The 18,271-nt window shown below is 66.4% G+C and carries 17 protein-coding genes; 10 read left to right on the top strand and 7 right to left on the bottom strand.

The annotated features are described in order from the left end of the window. The first annotated feature begins 191 nt into the window (after positions 1 to 191). Positions 192 to 1,142, top strand: a complete 951-nt coding sequence (gene speB / locus G3O00_RS12625) for an agmatinase (RefSeq protein WP_206143136.1) — start codon at positions 192 to 194, stop codon at positions 1,140 to 1,142. A gap of 22 nt (positions 1,143 to 1,164) precedes the next feature. Further along, positions 1,165 to 2,646 carry an aldehyde dehydrogenase family protein gene (locus G3O00_RS12620; protein WP_206143135.1) on the top strand — a complete coding sequence of 494 codons (1,482 nt, stop codon included), beginning with the start codon at positions 1,165 to 1,167 and terminating at the stop codon, positions 2,644 to 2,646. 132 nt (positions 2,647 to 2,778) lie between these two features. On the opposite strand, the gene G3O00_RS12615 is transcribed toward G3O00_RS12620, so the two are convergent. Further along, positions 2,779 to 3,663: a patatin-like phospholipase family protein gene (locus tag G3O00_RS12615; protein WP_206143134.1), complete on the bottom strand. Its 885-nt coding sequence runs from the start codon at positions 3,661 to 3,663 to the stop codon at positions 2,779 to 2,781. Positions 3,664 to 4,139: 476 nt separating this feature from the next. On the opposite strand from G3O00_RS12615, the gene motA reads away from it, so the two are divergent. The 4 genes from motA (at position 4,140) to G3O00_RS12595 (ending at position 8,236) form a co-directional block, all read left to right on the top strand. After that, on the top strand, positions 4,140 to 5,009 hold the full coding sequence (gene motA / locus G3O00_RS12610) for a flagellar motor stator protein MotA (RefSeq protein WP_011356381.1): 870 nt from the start codon (positions 4,140 to 4,142) through the stop codon (positions 5,007 to 5,009). A gap of 10 nt (positions 5,010 to 5,019) precedes the next feature. Then, the gene (gene motB / locus G3O00_RS12605; protein ID WP_206143133.1) at positions 5,020 to 5,976 is read left to right on the top strand and encodes a flagellar motor protein MotB; all 957 of its coding nucleotides are present in this window, start codon (positions 5,020 to 5,022) and stop codon (positions 5,974 to 5,976) included. Between the two features lie 235 nt (positions 5,977 to 6,211). Beyond that, complete coding sequence (locus tag G3O00_RS12600) at positions 6,212 to 6,769, top strand: hypothetical protein (protein ID WP_206143132.1); 558 nt, start codon at positions 6,212 to 6,214, stop codon at positions 6,767 to 6,769. Between the two features lie 120 nt (positions 6,770 to 6,889). Next, on the top strand, positions 6,890 to 8,236 hold the full coding sequence (locus G3O00_RS12595; RefSeq protein ID WP_206143131.1) for a DUF2325 domain-containing protein: 1,347 nt from the start codon (positions 6,890 to 6,892) through the stop codon (positions 8,234 to 8,236). Between the two features lie 108 nt (positions 8,237 to 8,344). Here the strand turns inward: G3O00_RS12595 and G3O00_RS12590 are convergent, their stop codons facing one another. The 4 genes from G3O00_RS12590 to G3O00_RS12575 all read right to left on the bottom strand — a co-directional run bounded on the left by G3O00_RS12590 (position 8,345) and on the right by G3O00_RS12575 (position 10,898). After that, positions 8,345 to 8,668, bottom strand: coding sequence for a LysR family transcriptional regulator (locus G3O00_RS12590; protein ID WP_011356385.1), 324 nt, complete (start codon positions 8,666 to 8,668; stop codon positions 8,345 to 8,347). A gap of 105 nt (positions 8,669 to 8,773) precedes the next feature. Next, a complete protein-coding gene (locus G3O00_RS12585) occupies positions 8,774 to 9,265 on the bottom strand; it encodes a molybdopterin-dependent oxidoreductase (protein ID WP_174937910.1) in 492 nt (163 codons plus the stop codon). A gap of 141 nt (positions 9,266 to 9,406) precedes the next feature. Further along, on the bottom strand, positions 9,407 to 10,174 hold the full coding sequence (locus tag G3O00_RS12580; RefSeq protein WP_206143130.1) for a DeoR/GlpR family DNA-binding transcription regulator: 768 nt from the start codon (positions 10,172 to 10,174) through the stop codon (positions 9,407 to 9,409). Between the two features lie 43 nt (positions 10,175 to 10,217). Continuing rightward, positions 10,218 to 10,898, bottom strand: coding sequence for an MgtC/SapB family protein (locus G3O00_RS12575; RefSeq protein ID WP_206143129.1), 681 nt, complete (start codon positions 10,896 to 10,898; stop codon positions 10,218 to 10,220). Between the two features lie 271 nt (positions 10,899 to 11,169). Between G3O00_RS12575 and G3O00_RS12570 the strand changes: the two genes are divergently transcribed. The 4 genes from G3O00_RS12570 (at position 11,170) to G3O00_RS12555 (ending at position 15,617) form a co-directional block, all read left to right on the top strand. Then, positions 11,170 to 12,111: a choline ABC transporter substrate-binding protein gene (locus G3O00_RS12570; protein WP_241025104.1), complete on the top strand. Its 942-nt coding sequence runs from the start codon at positions 11,170 to 11,172 to the stop codon at positions 12,109 to 12,111. A 23-nt stretch (positions 12,112 to 12,134) separates the two neighbouring features. Beyond that, positions 12,135 to 12,815: an HAD family hydrolase gene (locus G3O00_RS12565; protein WP_206143127.1), complete on the top strand. Its 681-nt coding sequence runs from the start codon at positions 12,135 to 12,137 to the stop codon at positions 12,813 to 12,815. 169 nt (positions 12,816 to 12,984) lie between these two features. Then, a complete protein-coding gene (locus G3O00_RS43310; protein ID WP_241025100.1) occupies positions 12,985 to 13,122 on the top strand; it encodes a hypothetical protein in 138 nt (45 codons plus the stop codon). 44 nt (positions 13,123 to 13,166) lie between these two features. Then, entirely contained in the window at positions 13,167 to 15,617 is a 2,451-nt protein-coding gene (locus G3O00_RS12555) for a phospholipase C, phosphocholine-specific (protein ID WP_206143125.1), read from the top strand. Positions 15,618 to 15,719: 102 nt separating this feature from the next. Here the strand turns inward: G3O00_RS12555 and G3O00_RS12550 are convergent, their stop codons facing one another. Together G3O00_RS12550 and G3O00_RS12545 are read right to left on the bottom strand one after the other, a co-directional pair. Next, positions 15,720 to 16,379 (bottom strand): M24 family metallopeptidase, encoded by a 660-nt coding sequence (locus G3O00_RS12550; RefSeq protein ID WP_174932111.1) that lies wholly within the window; start codon positions 16,377 to 16,379, stop codon positions 15,720 to 15,722. Between the two features lie 168 nt (positions 16,380 to 16,547). After that, the gene (locus tag G3O00_RS12545) at positions 16,548 to 17,711 is read right to left on the bottom strand and encodes a porin (RefSeq protein WP_206143124.1); all 1,164 of its coding nucleotides are present in this window, start codon (positions 17,709 to 17,711) and stop codon (positions 16,548 to 16,550) included. Positions 17,712 to 18,271: the final 560 nt, after the last annotated feature.

Here is an 18,271-nt window from a genome sequence, read left to right as displayed (position 1 = left end):
GCGCCGCCGGCCATCACGCGCTGACGCGTCCGGCCGCGCCGCGCGGCCGCATTCGGTTGCGCCGCGTCGATGCGGCAGCGCCACTTGCATCGAGACCCGTCGATGTAAACGTTGCGACTTCAAAATCTTCGCGCGGGCGTTCTCCTCTACCATCGGCCGATCGCTTGACCTCACAAAAAAGGAGACGGCCCATGCCCCGCGAACTGAATCAACCGATGGGCGGCAACGAGATGCCGCGCTTTGGCGGCATCGCCACGATGATGCGGCTGCCGCAAGCCGACACGACCGACGGCCTCGACGTGTGCTTCGTCGGCGTGCCGCTCGACCTCGGCACGTCGAACCGCTCGGGCTCGCGCTTCGGCCCGCGCCAGATCCGCACCGAATCCGTGCTGCTGCGCCCGTACAACATGGCCACGCGCGCGGCACCGTTCGATTCGCTGCAGGTGGCCGACATCGGCGACGTCGCGACCAACCCGTACGACCTGAAGGACTCGGTGCGCCGCATCGAAGAGGCGTACGACGAGATCGTCGCGAACGGCTGCCGGCCGATCACGCTCGGCGGCGACCACACGATCGCGTGGCCGATCCTGCGCTCACTGCATAAAAAATACGGCAAGGTCGCCGTCGTACACGTCGACGCGCACGCGGACGTCAACGACACGATGTTCGGCGAGAAGATCGCGCACGGCACGCCGTTCCGCCGTGCGGTGGAAGACGGCCTGCTGCAATGCGACAAGGTCACGCAGATCGGCCTGCGCGGCACCGGCTACCACGCGGACGATTTCGACTGGTGCCGCCAGCAGGGCTTCACCGTCGTGCAGGCGGAAGAATGCTGGAACAAGTCCCTCGTGCCGCTGATGGCGCAGGTGCGCGAACGCGTCGGCGACACGCCGGTCTACCTGAGCTTCGACATCGACGGCCTCGATCCGTCGTTCGCGCCCGGCACCGGCACGCCGGAAATCGGCGGCCTCACCGTGCAGCAGGGTCTCGAAATCGTGCGCGGGATGAAGGGCCTGAACATCGTCGGTGCGGACCTCGTCGAAGTCGCGCCGCCGTACGACCCGACCGGCACCACCGCGCTCACCGGCGCGAACCTCGCGTTCGAGATGCTCTGCGTGATGCCGGGCGTCGCCTACCGCTAACCCGACCGACAGGATGACCCTCATGTCCACTGCCGAGCTTTCCCGTTCCACCGCCACGTTTGTGCTGCCCGCGGCGCACATCGCCGGCCAGCCCGTACGCACGCATGCCGACGCGCCCGGCGCGCCGATCTTCGACGCATCGACGGGTGCCGCGATCGGCTGGCAGGAATTCGCGACGACTGCGCACGTCGACGCCGCGGTGCGCGCCGCGCGCGATGCGTTCGCCGGCTGGCGCGATACGCCGCCCGCCGAACGCGGCCGCATTCTCGCGAAAATCGCCGAGCGCGTCGAAGCGTCGCGCGATCGCCTCGCGGCGCTGCAGATGCAGGTGAGCGGCAAGCCGCCGTTCGAGGCCGAAGCCGATGTCGGCGACGTCGCCGCCACGTTCGCGTATTACGCGAAGCTGTGCGAGGACCCGGCGCTGTTCGCGGCCGAACCGGTCGCGCTGCCGAGCGACGCCGTCACGGCCGAGCGCTTCCACGATTCCGTCGGCGTCGCGGCGCTCGTCATGCCGTGGAACTTCCCGATGGTCACGACCGCGTGGAAGCTCGCACCCGCGCTCGCGGCCGGCTGCGCGGTCGTGCTGAAGCCGTCCGAACTCACGTCGCCGACCGAACACGCGCTGCTCGACATCGTCGCCGAAGCCGGCGTGCCGGCCGGCGTCGTCAACGTCGTGAACGGCGGCGCCGAGGTCGGCGCGGCGCTGACCGCGCATCCGCTGATCGACAAGATCTCGTTTACCGGCAGCACCGCGGCCGGCCGCAAGGTCATGCAGGCCGCCGCCGTCGACATGAAGCGCGTGACGCTCGAACTCGGCGGCAAGTCGTCGCTGATCGTGCGCGACGACGCCGATCTCGACGTCGCGGTGTCGCTCGCGGTTGCAGGCGCATTCACGAACGCAGGCCAGATGTGCTCGGCCACCGCGCGCATCCTCGTGCACGACAGCGTGTACCGCAGCTTCATGGCCGCGTTCGAGACGGCCGTGCGCGCGCTCGTCGTCGCGCCGCCCGCCGCGGAACAGGTCGCGATGGGGCCGCTGATCTCCGCCGCGCAGCGTACGCGCGTCGAAGCGATGCTCCAGCAAGGCATCGATGCGGGCGCACGCATCGCCTTCAGCGGCCGCGTGACGGATGCCGGCGGCGACGGCTTCTTCATGGCGCCTGTCGTGATCGCCGAGCCGGCGGCCGACAACCCGCTGTGGACTGACGAAGTGTTCGGCCCCGTCGCCTGCGTGAAGTCGTTCCGCACCGACGACGAAGCGATCGCGCTCGCGAACGACACGCGCTACGGGCTCGTCGCGACCGTCGTGACGCGCGATGCGGCTGTCGCGAAGCAGTTCCAGCAACGCGTGCGCGCGGGGCTCGTGTGGATCAACGCGCCGCAGCTCATCTACCCGCACGTGTGCTGGGGTGGCTTCGGGCTCAGCGGAATCGGCCGCGAACTCGGCGTGGCAGGGCTGCGCAGCTATCAGGAACTGCGCCACGCGATGCACGCGATCGACTGACCAGTGCGGCCGTTCAGGCCGTTGGCGGCACCGTGTCTCGTGGCACGGTGCCGCTTTTTTTGCAGATTTACGGGAAGCGGCCCGGCAATCGACGTTCGTCGGTCATGCGTTTGCGCGGCGCGCGAGCGCCCTTCAATGCGACAGCACCGCCGCATGATCGTGCTCGCGCAGCGGGCCAGGAATCGCACACGCCGCGAGCCCGCCCTCATCGATCCACGCGCGCGTGCGTTCCGCGGCCTTGTCGATCAGCTGCGCGCACTGCGAGTAATCGTATGACGACACTTCCAGCGGACAGAGCGGCGGCACGACATGGATTTGCGCGCGCGCCGCATACAGTTCCAGATCGCGCACCAGTTGCCGCGCGATCACGAGCGTCAGCGCATGCGTCGCATGCGCGATCGCGCTGCGCGGCGGGACGCGCAACGCGCAGGCGAATCCGGCCGGCAGCACGACGATCCGCTTGACGCCGAGCGCGACCGCCACCGAGATCGGCGTATTGTTCGCGACGCCGCCGTCGACGAGTTCCACGCCGTCGATGCTGACCGACGGAAACACGCCGGGAATCGCCGCGCTGGCCTGCACGGCATCCACCACGGAGCCGGCGGACAGCACGACTTCGCGGCCGCTCAGCACCTCGGTCGCGACGATATGGAGCGGCAACGCGGCCTGCTCGATCCGCCGGTACGGCAGGTTCTTTTCCAGCAGCAGGCGCAGCGCATCGGCCTCGACCAGATGCGGCCGGTTGCGCAGCAGCATCGCGATGAGGCTGCGCATCGAGAACGGCATCACGTCCTGGCGGCGGATCCCGCACCACAGCGCCTCAAGCATCGCGACACCGTCCGCGTCCGGGCGGCCGGCGAAATAGGCGGCATTGATCGCGCCCGCCGACGCGCCGATGACACAACCGGGCCGTTCGCCGCTCGCGACGAGTTCGCGGAGCATGCCGACCTCGATCGCGCCAAGACTGCCGCCGCCGGCGAACACGAAGGCGGTCGAGGGAATGGAATCGGAAACCACGGTGTGCCCTCCTGCGGTTGGCGGCGGCGGTACTTTCACCATGATGGATCGTGCGGCTGCCCGGATGCCCTGATGAAAACCCTGCCGGCATGCGGCCCCCGCCATTCAACCGGCGATGCGCGTCGCGTTCCCCGGCCTCCCGCGGCGGATCTTTCCGGAGAGGATTGCATCGCTCCCGCCCCGTTTTCCGCTCGCATCCGTCCAGGCATTCGCGCGATGGCCGCGCATTTTTTGACTTCGATCAAGAAAATCGCGCAGAACGGCAGGTGCAAACGTGTGCCACGCATGCATCCCGCGTGATCCGTGGAATCACGGGTTCAGTTGTCCAGACGATCGCCGTTATTGCATCAACACCCGCCGATCGACGTCGCCTTGCAGCGAATCGGCGCCATCGCGGGCATGGAGCGGGGCAGCCAGCCGCCCCGCTCGCTTTTGAACAACGGATAGCAGCAGCGCAAGTCGCGGACGAGGTAATCATGTTTGTAGCCATCGGGTGGATCGTCGTCATCGGGTCGGTGATCGGCAGTTTTGTCGGCGTGGGCGGCCATTTGCCGGCGTTGCTGCAGCCCTTCGAGTTGCTGTGCATTTTCGGCGCCGCGCTGGGTGCGTTCGTCGTCAGCAATCCGGTCACGACGCTGAAGAAGACGATCAAGACCCTGCCGACCTGCTTCAAGGGCGGCGGCTACACGAAGCAGCAATACGTCGAACTGATCGCGCTGCTGTACGAGCTGCTGCAGAAGGCGCGCCGGGACGGCATGATGGCGCTCGAGGCCGACGTCGATGCGCCCGAGCAAAGCCCGCTGTTCCAGAAGTATTCGCACGTGCTCGAAGACCATCACCTGCTCGACTTCATCGTCGATTACTTGCGGATGATGTCGGGCGGCAACGTGAACGTGCTGGAGATGCAGGACCTGATGGACGAGGAACTGCATACGCATCACGCGGAGGCGTCCGTCGCGGCCAATGCGATCCAGAAGATGGCGGACGGCCTGCCGGCGTTCGGCATCGTCGCCGCGGTGATGGGGGTCGTGCATACGATGGGCTCGGTCGGCGCGCCGCCCGCCGTGCTCGGCAAGATGATCGCCGGCGCGCTCGTCGGCACCTTCCTCGGCATCCTGCTCGCGTATGGCTTCGTCGGTCCGCTCGCGGATCTGCTCAACGCGAAGGGCCGCGCGGCGGCCAAGCCGTTCCAGTGCGTGAAGGCCGTGCTGCTCGCGTCGATGAGCGGCTACGCGCCACCGGTGGCGGTGGAATTCGGCCGCAAGGTGCTGTTCACGGCCGATCGCCCGAGCTTCAAGGAGCTCGACGAGGCCGTCCGCGCGACGAAGTCGCCCAAGGCCGCGTAACGGAGGCGCCATGGCCGACAGTCGCTCCAACCCGTCGAAACAGTCCGTCGCGGCATCGCTCGTCGTCGTGCGCCGCAAGAAAGGCGAGGACCACGACGCCCATCACGGTGGCGCATGGAAAATCGCGTACGCCGATTTCGTCACGGCGATGATGGCGTTCTTCCTGCTGATGTGGTTGCTCGGCTCGGTCTCCAAGTACGACAAGCAGGGGATCGAGGACTACTTCAACACGCCGCTGTCGACGCTCCTGTCCGGCGGGCAGGACGCGCAGGCGCCGCGCCCGAGCGTCGTGCAAGGCGGCGGCCGCGACATGTCCGACCCGACGCCGGCGATCGACACGAAAGCGCAACCGGTGCCGGCCAGCTCGCCCGCCGCACTCGCCGGCATCGTCGATACGCAAAAGCTCGAACGGCTGAAGGCGAAGCTGACCGCGGCGATTGCCCAAAGCCCGTCATTGCGCGCGTACCAGAACCAGATCCGGATCGCGATCACCAACGAGGGCTTGCGCATCGAGATCGTCGATTCGCTCAAGCGCCCGATGTTCGCGTCGGGCAGTTCGCAACCCGAAAGCTATGCCACCGCGATCCTCAGCCAGATCGGTACGGCGCTCGACGATGTCGAAAACCGCGTATCGATTGCGGGGCATACCGATTCGACGCCGTATCCCGACGGGTCCACCGGCTATTCGAACTGGGAGCTCTCCAGCGATCGCGCGAACGCGGCGCGGCGTGCGCTGGTCGCGGGCGGGTTGCGGGAAGACAAGCTGCTCCAGGTGCGCGGGCTCGCGGATGTCCTGCCGCTCGACAAGAACGTGGCGGACGAGCCGACCAATCGCCGCATCAGCATCCTCGTGATGAACAATGCGGCCGAGCAGGCGTTCTTTCACGACGGCGGCCGGACGACCGTGGACGAAACGGCGGGCGCCCGGGCCGCCGCGCTGCCGGCGGCGGTGACGCGGCAGCATTAGGCGCGTTCGCGACGGCCTTGGGCCGGAGATGTCCGGCCACGCGCAAGGTCCTCCTGCCCGGCAGCATGTCCGTCCGCTTCACGGCCACGGTCGGAATAGCCGTGAGCCCCATCGACTGACCAGTCGGCCGCTCAGGCCGTTGACGGCACCGTGTCTCACCCGCGGTGCCGTCTTTTTCTGCGCACTCGATATATTCCGTAGAATATATCGACACCTGCACTTCCGGAGACTCGTCATGCCCCGCACGCCGACGGATCGCGCCCCGCAGCGCGCCGCACGGGAACAGCCGCTCGCGCGCAAGATCAGCGCGCTCAGGCCGCTGTCGAGCGACGCACGCGCGCAGCAGGTCACGGATGTCGTGGACGCGTTCCGGCGCCTGCGCGGCAGCGTCGTGCGCTTCATCCGGATGTTCTCGGCCGCGCACGCCGACGACATGCCGGACGATGCGCTGTCCGCCCTGGGTTTTCGTGAACTGCTGTCGACGCTAGAAGACGAAGCCCGCGCCGCCCGCTTCACGCGCCTGCCCGAGCTCGAACGGGTGATCGGTCACGCGCGCCGCCTCGAACGCACGCGCGACGACGTGTTCTCCGACTCGTTCAGCAACGACCCGGCGGCGATGCGCGACGCGGTCGCCGCGCTGGAGCGCGTCGACGTGCTGTTCGTCGGGCTGTGCGTCGAGTACGTGATGGCGCGTCACGCGCCGGTATCGCCCCCCGTTTCGCCCGAGGCCGCAGCCCCGACCCCGGCCCCTGCCGCACTGCCGCTCGCCGACCATTCAACCGTGCTCTGCTGACCGCGCCACGCAGCCTTGCTCCGTGATTTCCCCGGAATTTCATGCGTTATATTCCGTGGTATATTTCGCAAATCTTTCGCGCATCCGTCTCCGGCTCGACCACGCCGGATTGAGGTCAACATGCACGCTCCGCCCTTTCGCCTTGCCCGCACGGCGGATCTCTCGTCACCCGGCGGTAATTTGCCCGCGGCAACCGGCGTGCGGGTCGACGCATGCTGCGCGCCGTCGCGCGCGCAACTGACCGAGCTGAAGCGTCGCACGCGCCTGTCCGAGCTCGATGCGAACCTGCACTGCTCGATCATCGGCACCTGCCTGACCACGCACGAACTGCGCAGGCTCGTGCCGAAATTCACCGACCTCGACCGCCAGCACGCGACCGACCTCGAGATCCATCACGCGGCCGTCGAGCTCGCGATCGACGGCACGGCCGGCGCCAAGGCGCTGCACAAGGCGCTCGACGAGCGCTACGCCGGCGCGATCCGCGCGTTCGACAGTGCGAAGGATGCGGACGAACTCCTCGCGCGCTGGAAGGAAGCGCTGAAGAGCGGCGACATTCCGCCCGCGTACTGGGCGCTGATGACGCATCCGCGCACGACGATGGGCGTACGCCAGGCCGCGTTCGGCGACCTGCACATGCTGTCGCACCTGGTCGGCTCGGCCAATCGCGCCGATATCCGGCGGCTGGTCGCGCTGGAGGAAGAGAATGCGGCGCTGCACGCGAAGATCGAACGGCAGCAGGCGCGCCTGCAGGAAATGAGCGCGCAGCGCGACGCAGCGCTGCAGGAACGGGATGCCTTCGCCGCGCGCCAGAACGCGCAGCCGCTGGCGGCTGAAAACGTATTGCGTGAGGAAGTGCACGAACTGCGCGAAGCGCTGGCCGCACGCGACGAACGGCTCGCGTTGCATACGAGCCGCCGCGAGGCAGCCGAGCAGCGGATCGCCGCGGAACAGGCGAGCGCCCGCGCGATGCGCGCGCGACTCGACGACCTGATGGCGATGGTGAAAACGCTGCGCGCCGAAGCGAGCGCGATCGAACAGGCGGTGCAGGCATCGGCGGACGATCCGGCCGAACGCGCAGCCGATCCGCTGTCGATCCTTCAGGGTACGCGTTTGGTGTATGTCGGCGGGCGGCCGGGTTCGAATCGCGCGATCAAGCGGATCGTCGAAACGGCGGGCGGCGAGGTGACGCTGCACGACGGCGGCATCGAGGATCGCAAGGGCCTGCTGGCGGCGGCGCTACCGGGCGCGAACATGGTCGTGTTCCCGGTCGACTGTATCGACCACGATTCGATGAACCTGCTCAAGCGCATCTGCGAACGCCATCACATCGCGTACTACCCGCTGCGGACGGCGAGCGTCGCCAGTTTCGTCGAACTGATCGGGCGGCTCGATGCGCAGGCACGCGATGTCATCGCGCCGGATGCCGCCACGGGCGACGCATCGCGCTTCTGCCTGCGGCACGGCTAGGGCCTGGTTCTCGTCGTCGCTTCCCTTGCGCACTGCCCGTCATGGGCCGGTGAAAGCCCGTCGTCAGCCTGAAGCGGCCCCGCGGGAAAGCACACACTCGGCGCGCCCTTAACGCCGCACCATTTTCGTGAGCGCGGCGATGTCGTCGGCGCAGGCCGCGTAAGCCCGTTCCTCGATTCCGCGATAAAGGCGAATGATCTCCTCGCCGACCGGCGTGAGCACGCTGCCACCGCCGCTCTGCCCGCCATGTTCGGACACCGTCGCCGGCGATTTCAGCGAGCGGTTCAGCTCGTCCATCAGCAACCACGCACGCCGGTACGACATCTTCAGGCTGCGCGCCGCCGCCGAAATCGAACCGTGCTCGCGCACGGCTTCGAGCAGCGCGACCTTGCCCGGCCCGAGCGCGATCGTGTCGGCTTGCTGGATCCGCATCCTGAACCGCACCTCAGGCTTGGGGTGTGCCGGTGTCTTCATGTTGTCCTGCCCTTTGAACGATGCGGGCAAGCATACACGATGGCCGGCGCGGCGCGTGCCCGTTCAGAGCTCGAGCACGCGCGCGACGATGCCGGCCAGCCGCTTCACGTGACGCGGCGCGGGCAGGAGGTCGGCGCCCGAGAACAGCAGCGGTGCGCCGTCGTCGATCGACAGCGGCGCATCGCCGCATTCGAACGCGACGATCACGTGTTCGCCGACGGGCGTGTTGAACAGCTCGTGCCACGAAAACGTGACCGCATAGCCGTCGTGCGCATGCGCGATGAACACCATGCGCTTGAAGTCGCCCGGCGCGTCGTTGCGCAAGCCGGCCGCGTCGAGCAGGTCTTTCAACCGCGCGCCGCGATACGGCGCGACCGAGCGAATGAAGCGGTTCGTCGTGAAGCAGCGCAGGTCGAACGGCTCGGCCGTCGCGCTCGCATGCCGGCGCAGGTCGTCGAGCGTCACCGTCATCGGCCGCTCGAATGCGCCCGTCAGCGCGATTGAGCCTGCCGCCGCCTGATGCGCCGAAGGCGCCGCCGTCCCTGCCATCTCCATCGCCCGCCTCCATGACGGCCCGCCGGTGGGCGTGCCTGCGTTGTATCGACGGGTATATTACGCCGCTAAAAAGCCGGCCGACAGAATGCGCGCCGCATGGGCGGCATAACGGCAGCCGATCGTGCCCCGCACCGCGTGGCACTACGCCAGCACGATGTGCTTGATGGCTTTCTTGAGGCTCTTGTAGCTGTCGACCGATTCCGCCTTCGAGTCCGTCACCAGCGCGCCGATCCGCGCCGGGTCGCAGAAGCTGATCCGGCTGTTCGTGCCGAGCTTGCTGAAATCGGCCAGGATCGCGACGTCCGCCGCGTTGCTGACCATCGCGCGCGCCACTTCGGTTTCCATCCGGTCGTAGTTGGTCGCGCCACGCACGGCATCGACGCCCACCGGCGACAGCAGCGCGAGGTCGGCACGGTAGCGGAAGATTTCGGCGACCGTGCCGTCGCCGACGGTCGCGGCCGCGCGGCTGCCGATCATCCCGCCGAGCAGGATCGTTTCGTTGTTCGCCTGCATCGGATCGCTCGAGCGCAGCTTCAGTGCGACGTCGATCGAGTTCGTGACGATCGTGAGGCCCGACAGCTTCGCCAGTTCCTCGGCCAGCAGCGTCGTGGTCGTGCCCGCGTCGATGAACAGCGTCTGCGAACCCGTGACCAGCCGGGCCGCCGCGCGGGCGATGGCCAGCTTCGCCTTCACGTGCGTCTGCGCGCGTTCGGCGATCGGCGCTTCGTCGCCCACCTGTACCGCACCGCCGTGTACGCGCTTCAGTTCACCGAGCGCCTCGAGGTCGACGAGATCGCGCCGCACGGTTTCCCGCGACACGTTCAGGTCGGCCATGATCCGGTCGGTGGAAACGCGCTGCATCTTCGATAACAGAAGCCGGATCCTCTGGTATCGCTCTTCTTGCCACATGGAATGTCCTCGGAGTGAACGGCAATATTATTCGAACGGCGAACTAGGCTGCGCTCTCCTCCATCTTTTTGATGCCGACGAGGGTCTGCAGGGATTGACGGACCATCTGGAACTCGCTGCTCGTCATCTTCGAAAACACCACGTGGATGCGGTCGTCGTCCGGCGCAGCGTCGTCCTGCTCGATGATGAACTGGACGATGCGCGTCTGGTCGATGCCGGGCATTGCTTGCAGCGACGTCAGCTTCACGGTTCCGCGGCTCGCGAGGATGCGCACGCCCCAGCGCTGCCGCGCGGCGAAGAAACGCTTCTCGATCGGCTTCAGGCCGGCCAGGATCGCGAGCACGATCGCCGTCGCGGCAATCGCGGCCACGTACATGCCGCCGCCCACGGCGAGCCCGACCGCCGCCACGACCCACAGGCTCGCCGCAGTCGTCAGGCCGCGGATGATCTCGCCGCGCAGCATGATCGAACCGGCGCCGAGGAAGCCGATGCCCGACACCACCTGTGCGGCGACGCGCGACGGGTCCAGCGACACGTTCTTCGCGTTCTGGATATCCGCGAAGCCGAACGCCGACACGACCATCACGAGCGCGGCGCCCACGGCCACCAGCATGTGCGTGCGCAATCCGGCCGCCCACGACAGGCGCTCGCGCTCGATGCCGACGATGCTGCCGAGCAATGCCGCCAGCAACAGGCGGGAAATGATTTCGATCTGACTGATCATGCGAGGTCTCCTTGCTTTGCCTGGTCTACCTGATGAAGCACGGCCCGCCCGGGCCGCCGCCCGATTCTTCCTGCCCTCGCCCGCCGGTCGCCAGGCCCGGCAACCGGCAAGTTGTATTTTTGTGCGATCTTGCGATTTTGTGCGTTCTAATATACGGTACGCAAAACTACAAAGCCAGACCCAAGTTCGTTTGTTTCATCCGATCAGCACGATCAATCGTCAGACCATTCAGGCAACACGATCCGGAACACTTGCTTAGGAGACCCACATGATGAAGAAGGCATGGATGCTTGCAGCAACGCTGCTGGCGGCGCTGGCAACGGCCCCCGCTCACGCGTCGGAAGGCGACGTCTGCAAAAAGGTGACGCTCGGCGATGTCGGCTGGAGCGACATCGCGGCCACCACCGGCGTCGCGATGATGCTGCTCGACGGGCTCGGCTACGAGGCGACCAAGACGATCGCGTCGCCGCCGATCGTGCTGGCCGGCGTGAAGAAGGCGCAGATCGACGCGTTCCTCGGCTACTGGGATCCGAGCATGACGCCAACGGTGAAGCCGTTCGTCGATGCCGGCGCCGTCCACCAGCTGCCGCAGCCCAACCTGATCGGCGCGCGCTACACGCTGGCCGTACCGCAATATGCGTCGGACAAGGGCCTCAAGAGTTTTGCCGATATCGCGAAGTTCCGCGACCAGCTCGACGGCAAGATCTACGGGATCGGCGCCGGCAACAACGGCAATGCGCTGATCCAGCGGATGATCGACAAGAACGAGTTCGGGCTCGGCGGCTTCAAGCTGGTCGAATCGAGCGAGGCCGGGATGCTCGTGCAAGTGACCCGCGCCGCGCAGGAGCACCGGATGATCGTGTTCCTCGCGTGGGAGCCGCATCCGATGAACATCAACTACAAGATCACCTATCTCGACGGCGGCGATACCGTGTTCGGCCCGAACTACGGCTCGGCGAAGGTCTACACGCTCGTCACGCCCGGCTACCTCGACCGCTGCCCGAACGTCGGCCGGCTGCTGACCAACCTGAAGTTCACGACCGATGAAGAGAACCAGTTGATGGTGCCGATCATGAATCACGCCGATCCGGTCGCCGTCGCGAAGGAATGGGCGAAGAAGAACCCCGGCGTGCTGTCGAAGTGGCTCGACGGCGTCACGACCATCGACGGTAAGAACGCGAAAGACGCGATCGAGAAACTCATCGGCGCTTAAGCACGCAACACAAGGAACCACCCATGTACAAGAATCTCGCGCTGTTCGATCTCGACCACACGCTGTTGCCGCTCGACAGCGACCAGGCCTGGAGCCGCTTCATCACGCGAGTGGGCTGGCGGGAAGACGACGCGCACGTGGCGCTGATCGACGAGCACTACGGGCACTATGCGGCCGGCACGCTCGACATGGACGCGTATCTCGCGGTGACGCTCGCGCCGCTCTCCCGCTATCCGCGCAAGGTGCTCGAACGCTGGCATGCGCGATTCATGGATGAAGTGATCCGTCCGGCGATCACGCCGCAGGCGCGCGAACTGGTCGACCGGCATCGCGAGAACGGTGATCTCTGCTGCATCGTGACGGCGACCAACGTCTTCGTCACGCAGCCGATCGCGGCGGAATTCGGCATAGAGCACCTGCTCGGCATCGAGCTCGATACCGACGACGGCACGCCGGGCGGTGCATTCACCGGGCGCAGTACGGGCGTGCCGAGCTTCCGCGAAGGAAAAATCGTGCGTACCACGGAGTGGCTGAAGTCACTCGGCTACGCGCCGTCCGATTTCGAACGCACTTACTTCTACAGCGATTCGATCAACGACGTGCCGCTGCTCGATTACGTCACGCATCCGGTCGCCACCAATCCCGACTCGAAGCTGTTGCAAGTGGCCGGCACGCGCGGGTGGCCTGTCATGAAGTTGTTCTGATTCGGGCGATATTCTCTGCTGTCCATTTTTCATGTCTGGAGGGGTAATGAAATACGGAGCACGCAGCAACAGTCTCGATCATTCAGGAATCCGATTCGAATCGGATCGAAAGCCAATCGTCAAGTCGAGCCGGTCGGAAAGCCGCTTTCCGCACTGGCGCGGCGTTTTCATGATCGCACTCCTGTGCACGCTGGCCGCTTGCGGCGATGGCGACTCGGGCACGGCAGCCAGCGTGGCGGCCGCACGCGCCGCCGCACCCGGCGCGGCGTCCACGCCTGTCCTGCACTGCGCGAGCGCGTGCCACTGACCGACGCCGGCCGCGAGGCCAGCCACCCACGACAGAGAGCGATCATGCAAAACAAACCCACAACACGACGTCAATTCCTCGCCGATGCGTTGAAGCTCGCCGGCGCCACCGCGATCACGGGCATGCTGCCCGACAGCATCGCACGCGCGCAGGCCATTCCGGCCGCCACCGTGACCGGCACGATCCAGGACGTGAAGCACGTCGTGATCCTGATGCAGGAAAACCGCTCGTTCGACCACTACCTCGGCACGCTGGGCGGCGCACGCGGCTTCGGCGATCCGCGGCCGGTCGTGATTTCGAGCGGGTATCCGGTGTGGCGCCAGCCCTGGCTGACGTCCTACGTGTTCCCGTTCAACCCGTCCCCGCCTTCCGGCACCGCGAACGGCGACACCTACTACGGCGACCTCGACCACAGCTGGAGCGGCACGCACAGTGCGTGGAACAACGGCTGCTACGACAACTGGGCCGACGCGAAGGGCAGCGGCACGATGTACTACTTCACGCAGAACGACATTCCGTTCTACTACGCGCTGGCGAGCGCGTTCACGGTGTGTGACGCATACCATTGCTCGATGCTCGGCCCGACGGACCCGAACCGGCTGTATCTGTGGACCGGGTGCTGCGGCAACGTCACCGGCTATTCGCCGTACACGACCAACACGATGACGGGCACCGGCTGGACCACGATGCCGGAGCGCCTGAACTCGGCCGGCGTCACTTGGAAGTTCTACCAGGACAAGGGCAACGGCCTGGATGCCGGCCATGGCTACGGCGAATACAACGGCTCCAAAAGCGATCTCTGGTGGAACGGCAATTACGGCGACAACGTCATCCTGAACTTCAAGCAATACCAGAACCTCGGCGCAAGCGATCCGCTCGCGCCGGCGCTCAACGGCACGCAGATCGATCCGTCAGGCGGCGGCAAGGAATACGACACGAACCTCTTCAGCCAGCTGCGGGCCGACGTCGCCAACGGCACGCTGCCGCAGGTATCGTGGATCGCCGCGCCCTACGCCTACTGCGAACATCCGTCGTGGGCCGCGAGCGGCGGCGAATGGTACGTGAGCAACGTCCTCAATGCGCTGACGTCGAATCCGGCGGTGTGGGCCAGCACGGTGCTGCTCGTCATGTACGACGAGAACGACGGGCTGTTCGATCACATGCCGCCGGCCGTCCCTGCCAGCTCCGCCGCCGGCACCGGCCAGTCGACGGTCTCGACGGCCGCCGAATTCGTCGCCAGCAGCGGCGCCGCATCGGACGGCTCGGCCAGCGGCGACGTGCCGATCGGGCTCGGGCCGCGCGTGCCGATGTTCGTGATCTCGCCGTGGTCGAAGGGCGGCAAGGTCAACTCGCAGGTCTTCGATCACACGTCGGTGATCCGCTTCCTGGAAGCGCGCTTCGGTCTGCAGGAAACCAACATCACGCCGTGGCGCCGCACGGTGTGCGGCGACCTGACGTCGGCCTTCGATTTCTCGAACGCGGACCAGACCGTGCCCGCGATCCAGCCGCCGGCGAGCAACATGAACCCGAACGGCTCGACCGTCCTGATCCCCTATCCGACCACCACCGCGGTGCCGGCGCAGGCCACCGGCCGCAGCACCGCCTGCCGCCTGCCCTACGAGTTCTTCGTGCAAGGCAAGGTCAACCGCGCCGGCCACGCGCTGGCGCTGACGATGACCAACACCGGCACCGCCGGCGTGCACCTGCAGGCGTGGGTCGACGGCACGAGCACGATCCCCCGGCATTACACGATCGCGGCCGGCGCGAACCAGTGCACGAACCTGTCGGATTCGCTCGCGCTGAATGGCGGCGGCGGCTACGACTATTCGGTCTACGGGCCGAACGGTTTCCTGCAGACGTTCCGCGGCAGCATCGGCTCGTCCGGCAACACGGGATCGACCGCCGAAATCAGCCTGTGCTACGACGTGGCGAACGGCAACGTGCAAATCACGCTCGACAACTCGGCCGGGGCGAGCGCGACGACGTTCCAGCTCACCGACAATGCGTACGGGATGAATACGCGGCAGTCGTTCACCGTCGCCGCCGGCGCGACGCAAGCGGTCACATGGTACGGCGACGCCGGCTGGTACGACGCCAGCATCCGCGACGCGAACGATCCGAACTTCCTGCGCCGGGTGGCCGGTTGCGTGCAGGTGCAATCCGGCGCACTGCTCACGGATTCGGCGATCGGCAATACCAGCAAGAAGTTCGTCGCGTCGCTCGCGTCACAAGGCTCGACGTTCGGCACGCTGCGGTTCGACTACGTCGCACCGCCGTGGAGCCACAGCCCGAAGAACTGGGTGGGCATCTTTGCACATGGTGCACAGCCGACCAAGGGCAGCTACAAGTCGTGGGCGTACCTGCCGAAGAGCAGCGGCTCGCTGCTGTTCTCGTCCACGGCCAACAGCACGCTGGCGTCGGGGCAATACGATGCGTGGTACCTGTTCGACGACGGCTACACGCCGCTCGCGGGCCCCGTCACGATCACCATCTGACGGCAGGGCCGGACCGTGTCGGCTGCCCGCATGGGGTCGACACGCACTCGGGCGCAACGTACCCCGTTGCGCCCGAATGCCTTTCCAGCCGTGAGGTACGCGCTAGACGAGCAGATCCTCGTAGAACGCGCCGAACGGCCGCGTCGGGTGCGCGATCTGGATTTCGAGAATCCACAGCCCGGCCGCCGGCGCGGCATCGAAGTCGCCGAGATTGCCGGCCTTGTAGATCGCATGCGGAAAGTCGCTGACGCGATGCCCCTTGATGTCGACGTTCAGCCGGAAGCCGTGCGCGTCCGCGCGTTGAGCGGCAAATTCGTACAGCGCGATGCCTGCACAGCCGGTGGTGCGCCAGTGATGCTCGACTTCGTCGTAGATCACGCGCGCCGCGTGCGCGCACGCGTGCATGTCGGGATCGTCGCCGCGCACGAACGTCGCGCCCGCGTCGCCCTCATGCTTCGCCCATACCGCGCCCAGGTCGATGAAGAAGATGTCGTCGTCGGCGAGGACGGGGTCCGCCACCGAGCGCTCCTTGAACGTGCGCAGCGTGTTTTCCCCGAAACGCACGAGCACCGGATGCCAGATCCTGTCCATCCCGAGCGCTTTCAGCACGCTCAACCCCAGCTCGTTGGCCTCCGATTCCAGCATGCCGGGCCGGATGCCCTCGGCAATCGCGTCGACCGCCTGCCATGTCATGGTTCTTGCGTGCTGCATCGCGTCGAGCGAAAAGGCTTCGCCGACGGCTTCGCGGTGCGTCGAATTCAAGATGGTGCTCCCGTGCGGGTGAAAGGGGGGTGGGGTCGGTCTTTCGTCGTGTCGATATGCACAGGAGAATATATCGATTCGCAAATCGGTGCCGACTCGCGCTTCGTCGTACGCCACAGCAAAACGGGCGCCCCGATGGAGCGCCCGTTCGCGTGTGTGTGCGCTAGATCAGAACTTGTGACGCAGGCCGATCCGCGTGACGAACTGCGTGTTCGCGCCCGCGTTGCCGATGAACGATCCCGACGAGCCGATCTCGGCCTGCACCGGCGTCACGCGACCGTTGATCGTGTTGCTGCCCGACGCCTTCTGGTAGGCCGCGCTCACGTACACGTCCGTACGCTTCGACAGTGCATAGTCAACTGCGGCGTTGACCTGGTGCCACTTGCCGTCGAAACGGCCGTCGAGCTTCGAGAACGTATAGCCGAGACCGCCGCTCAGGGCCGGCGTGAACGCATAGCGGCCGCCGATTTCGTAGTTGTTCAGCTTCGACGTTTCGCCCGACAGCGGCACGAACTTCGTGTGCGTCCAGTTCGCCCACACGAGCGCCGCGGCGATCGCATAGCGTGCGCCGACGCCGACCGTCTCGAGGTCGCGCAGTCCTTGCGTGTTGACGTTCGCGATGCTCACGCCGAATGCGGGCTGTGCGCCGTTCGGGAAGCGGATGTTCGTGTATGCGGCGCCGATGCCGAACGGCCCTTGCGCATAGTTCGCGCCGAAGCTGTACGCGCTCGACGAACCCTGCGAACCGTTCGCGCCGGTCGTGGTCGGCGTGCCCGCGAACTGCGTCGAGTTCGAGAAGCCGTACATCGCGCCGAACGTGAGGCCCGCGAAGTTCGCGCTCTGGAACTTCACCGCGTTGTTGATGCGGCTCGACGTCAGCTGGTCGAGGTCGTTGATGTGATACGCGTAGTTGCCGGCCGGCGTCTGGCTACCCATCGAATAGTTCGCGCCGATGTAGTCGGTCGAGAACGAGTACTGGCGGCCGAACGTCAGCGAGCCGATGCCGTTCTTCGACAGGCCGACGAACGCCTGGCGGCCGAAGATCGCGCCACCCTGGCCGATCGAGCCGTCGCCGCTGCTGAAGCCGTTCTCCAGCACGAACAGCGCCTTCAGCCCGCCGCCGAGATCCTCGGTGCCGCGGATGCCCCAGCGGCTGCCCGACGCGACGCCGTCACCGTACTTGACGAGCTTGTCGTGCCCGCCCGTCGTCGCGACCTTGTTCGAATACGTGATACCCGCATCGATCAACCCGTAGAGCGTGACGCTGCTTTGCGCGTGCGCGGCGGTGCCGAACATCCCGAGTGCGGCCGCGGCCACGATGGTCTTTTTCATGCTCACTTCCTTTTGTTGTTGACGCGCGCGCCTGCATCGCAGCGTGACGCGCGGCGTATTGACGAAGAACCGACTGATGAACGAGCGCAAGCCACAGGATCGCCACACGCACCAACACCTCATGCGCGTGCACGATGTTCCGTTTCGATGCCAGTGTGGGCTTGCTGAAGCGGCATGCCGCGGGGCGGCCGCTCGTGTTGCAGCGCCGGCTAGCGTGCGCTCCGGTTGCGCATGCCGCGACGACGCGTTGCTCCGGCGATGCAGGTCAGAATCTCTTCCGGCTTTCGTGGAGCGATGGACGACGTGGCGCCTGACGACGCCACGACCTTCGATATATTTTTCGGAATATATCGAGTTGTCACCAAACGGTAAACAATTATTCGGGTTCCTGTCGTCTTTCATCCACATCCGGCCGACGGCCTCGCGGACCGAATGCACGACACATCGCGGCCGTCACCGCGCCGAAGCAAACACGGGGCCAACGCCGAAATCCAGCATAATCAGGCGGTTGAACGAGCGCCTCAACCGGCGCGCGCGCCCCGCACACGTTTGCGTCGCCG

Origin of the sequence: Burkholderia sp. Ac-20384, from assembly GCF_017104605.1 — a bacterium.
GTDB classification, from domain to species: Bacteria; Pseudomonadota; Gammaproteobacteria; order Burkholderiales; family Burkholderiaceae; genus Burkholderia; species Burkholderia lata.
The sequence above is the reverse complement of the archived record's forward strand: the minus strand, read 5'-3'. Positions and strand labels throughout refer to the sequence as shown.

Excerpts from the sequence above, each read along its gene's own strand:
- G3O00_RS12585 (WP_174937910.1), bottom strand. The coding sequence starts at position 9,265 with ATGGAGATGGCAGGGACGGCGGCGCCTTCGGCGCATCAGGCGGCGGCA.
- G3O00_RS43310 (WP_241025100.1), top strand. The coding sequence starts at position 12,985 with ATGATCGCACTCCTGTGCACGCTGGCCGCTTGCGGCGATGGCGACTCG.
- G3O00_RS12570 (WP_241025104.1), top strand. The coding sequence starts at position 11,170 with ATGAAGAAGGCATGGATGCTTGCAGCAACGCTGCTGGCGGCGCTGGCA.
- G3O00_RS12555 (WP_206143125.1), top strand. The coding sequence starts at position 13,167 with ATGCAAAACAAACCCACAACACGACGTCAATTCCTCGCCGATGCGTTG.
- motA (WP_011356381.1), top strand. The coding sequence starts at position 4,140 with ATGTTTGTAGCCATCGGGTGGATCGTCGTCATCGGGTCGGTGATCGGC.
- motB (WP_206143133.1), top strand. The coding sequence starts at position 5,020 with ATGGCCGACAGTCGCTCCAACCCGTCGAAACAGTCCGTCGCGGCATCG.
- G3O00_RS12595 (WP_206143131.1), top strand. The coding sequence starts at position 6,890 with ATGCACGCTCCGCCCTTTCGCCTTGCCCGCACGGCGGATCTCTCGTCA.
- G3O00_RS12580 (WP_206143130.1), bottom strand. The coding sequence starts at position 10,174 with ATGTGGCAAGAAGAGCGATACCAGAGGATCCGGCTTCTGTTATCGAAG.
- G3O00_RS12565 (WP_206143127.1), top strand. The coding sequence starts at position 12,135 with ATGTACAAGAATCTCGCGCTGTTCGATCTCGACCACACGCTGTTGCCG.
- G3O00_RS12600 (WP_206143132.1), top strand. The coding sequence starts at position 6,212 with ATGCCCCGCACGCCGACGGATCGCGCCCCGCAGCGCGCCGCACGGGAA.
- G3O00_RS12620 (WP_206143135.1), top strand. The coding sequence starts at position 1,165 with ATGTCCACTGCCGAGCTTTCCCGTTCCACCGCCACGTTTGTGCTGCCC.
- G3O00_RS12575 (WP_206143129.1), bottom strand. The coding sequence starts at position 10,898 with ATGATCAGTCAGATCGAAATCATTTCCCGCCTGTTGCTGGCGGCATTG.
- speB (WP_206143136.1), top strand. The coding sequence starts at position 192 with ATGCCCCGCGAACTGAATCAACCGATGGGCGGCAACGAGATGCCGCGC.
- G3O00_RS12545 (WP_206143124.1), bottom strand. The coding sequence starts at position 17,711 with ATGAAAAAGACCATCGTGGCCGCGGCCGCACTCGGGATGTTCGGCACC.
- G3O00_RS12590 (WP_011356385.1), bottom strand. The coding sequence starts at position 8,668 with ATGCGGATCCAGCAAGCCGACACGATCGCGCTCGGGCCGGGCAAGGTC.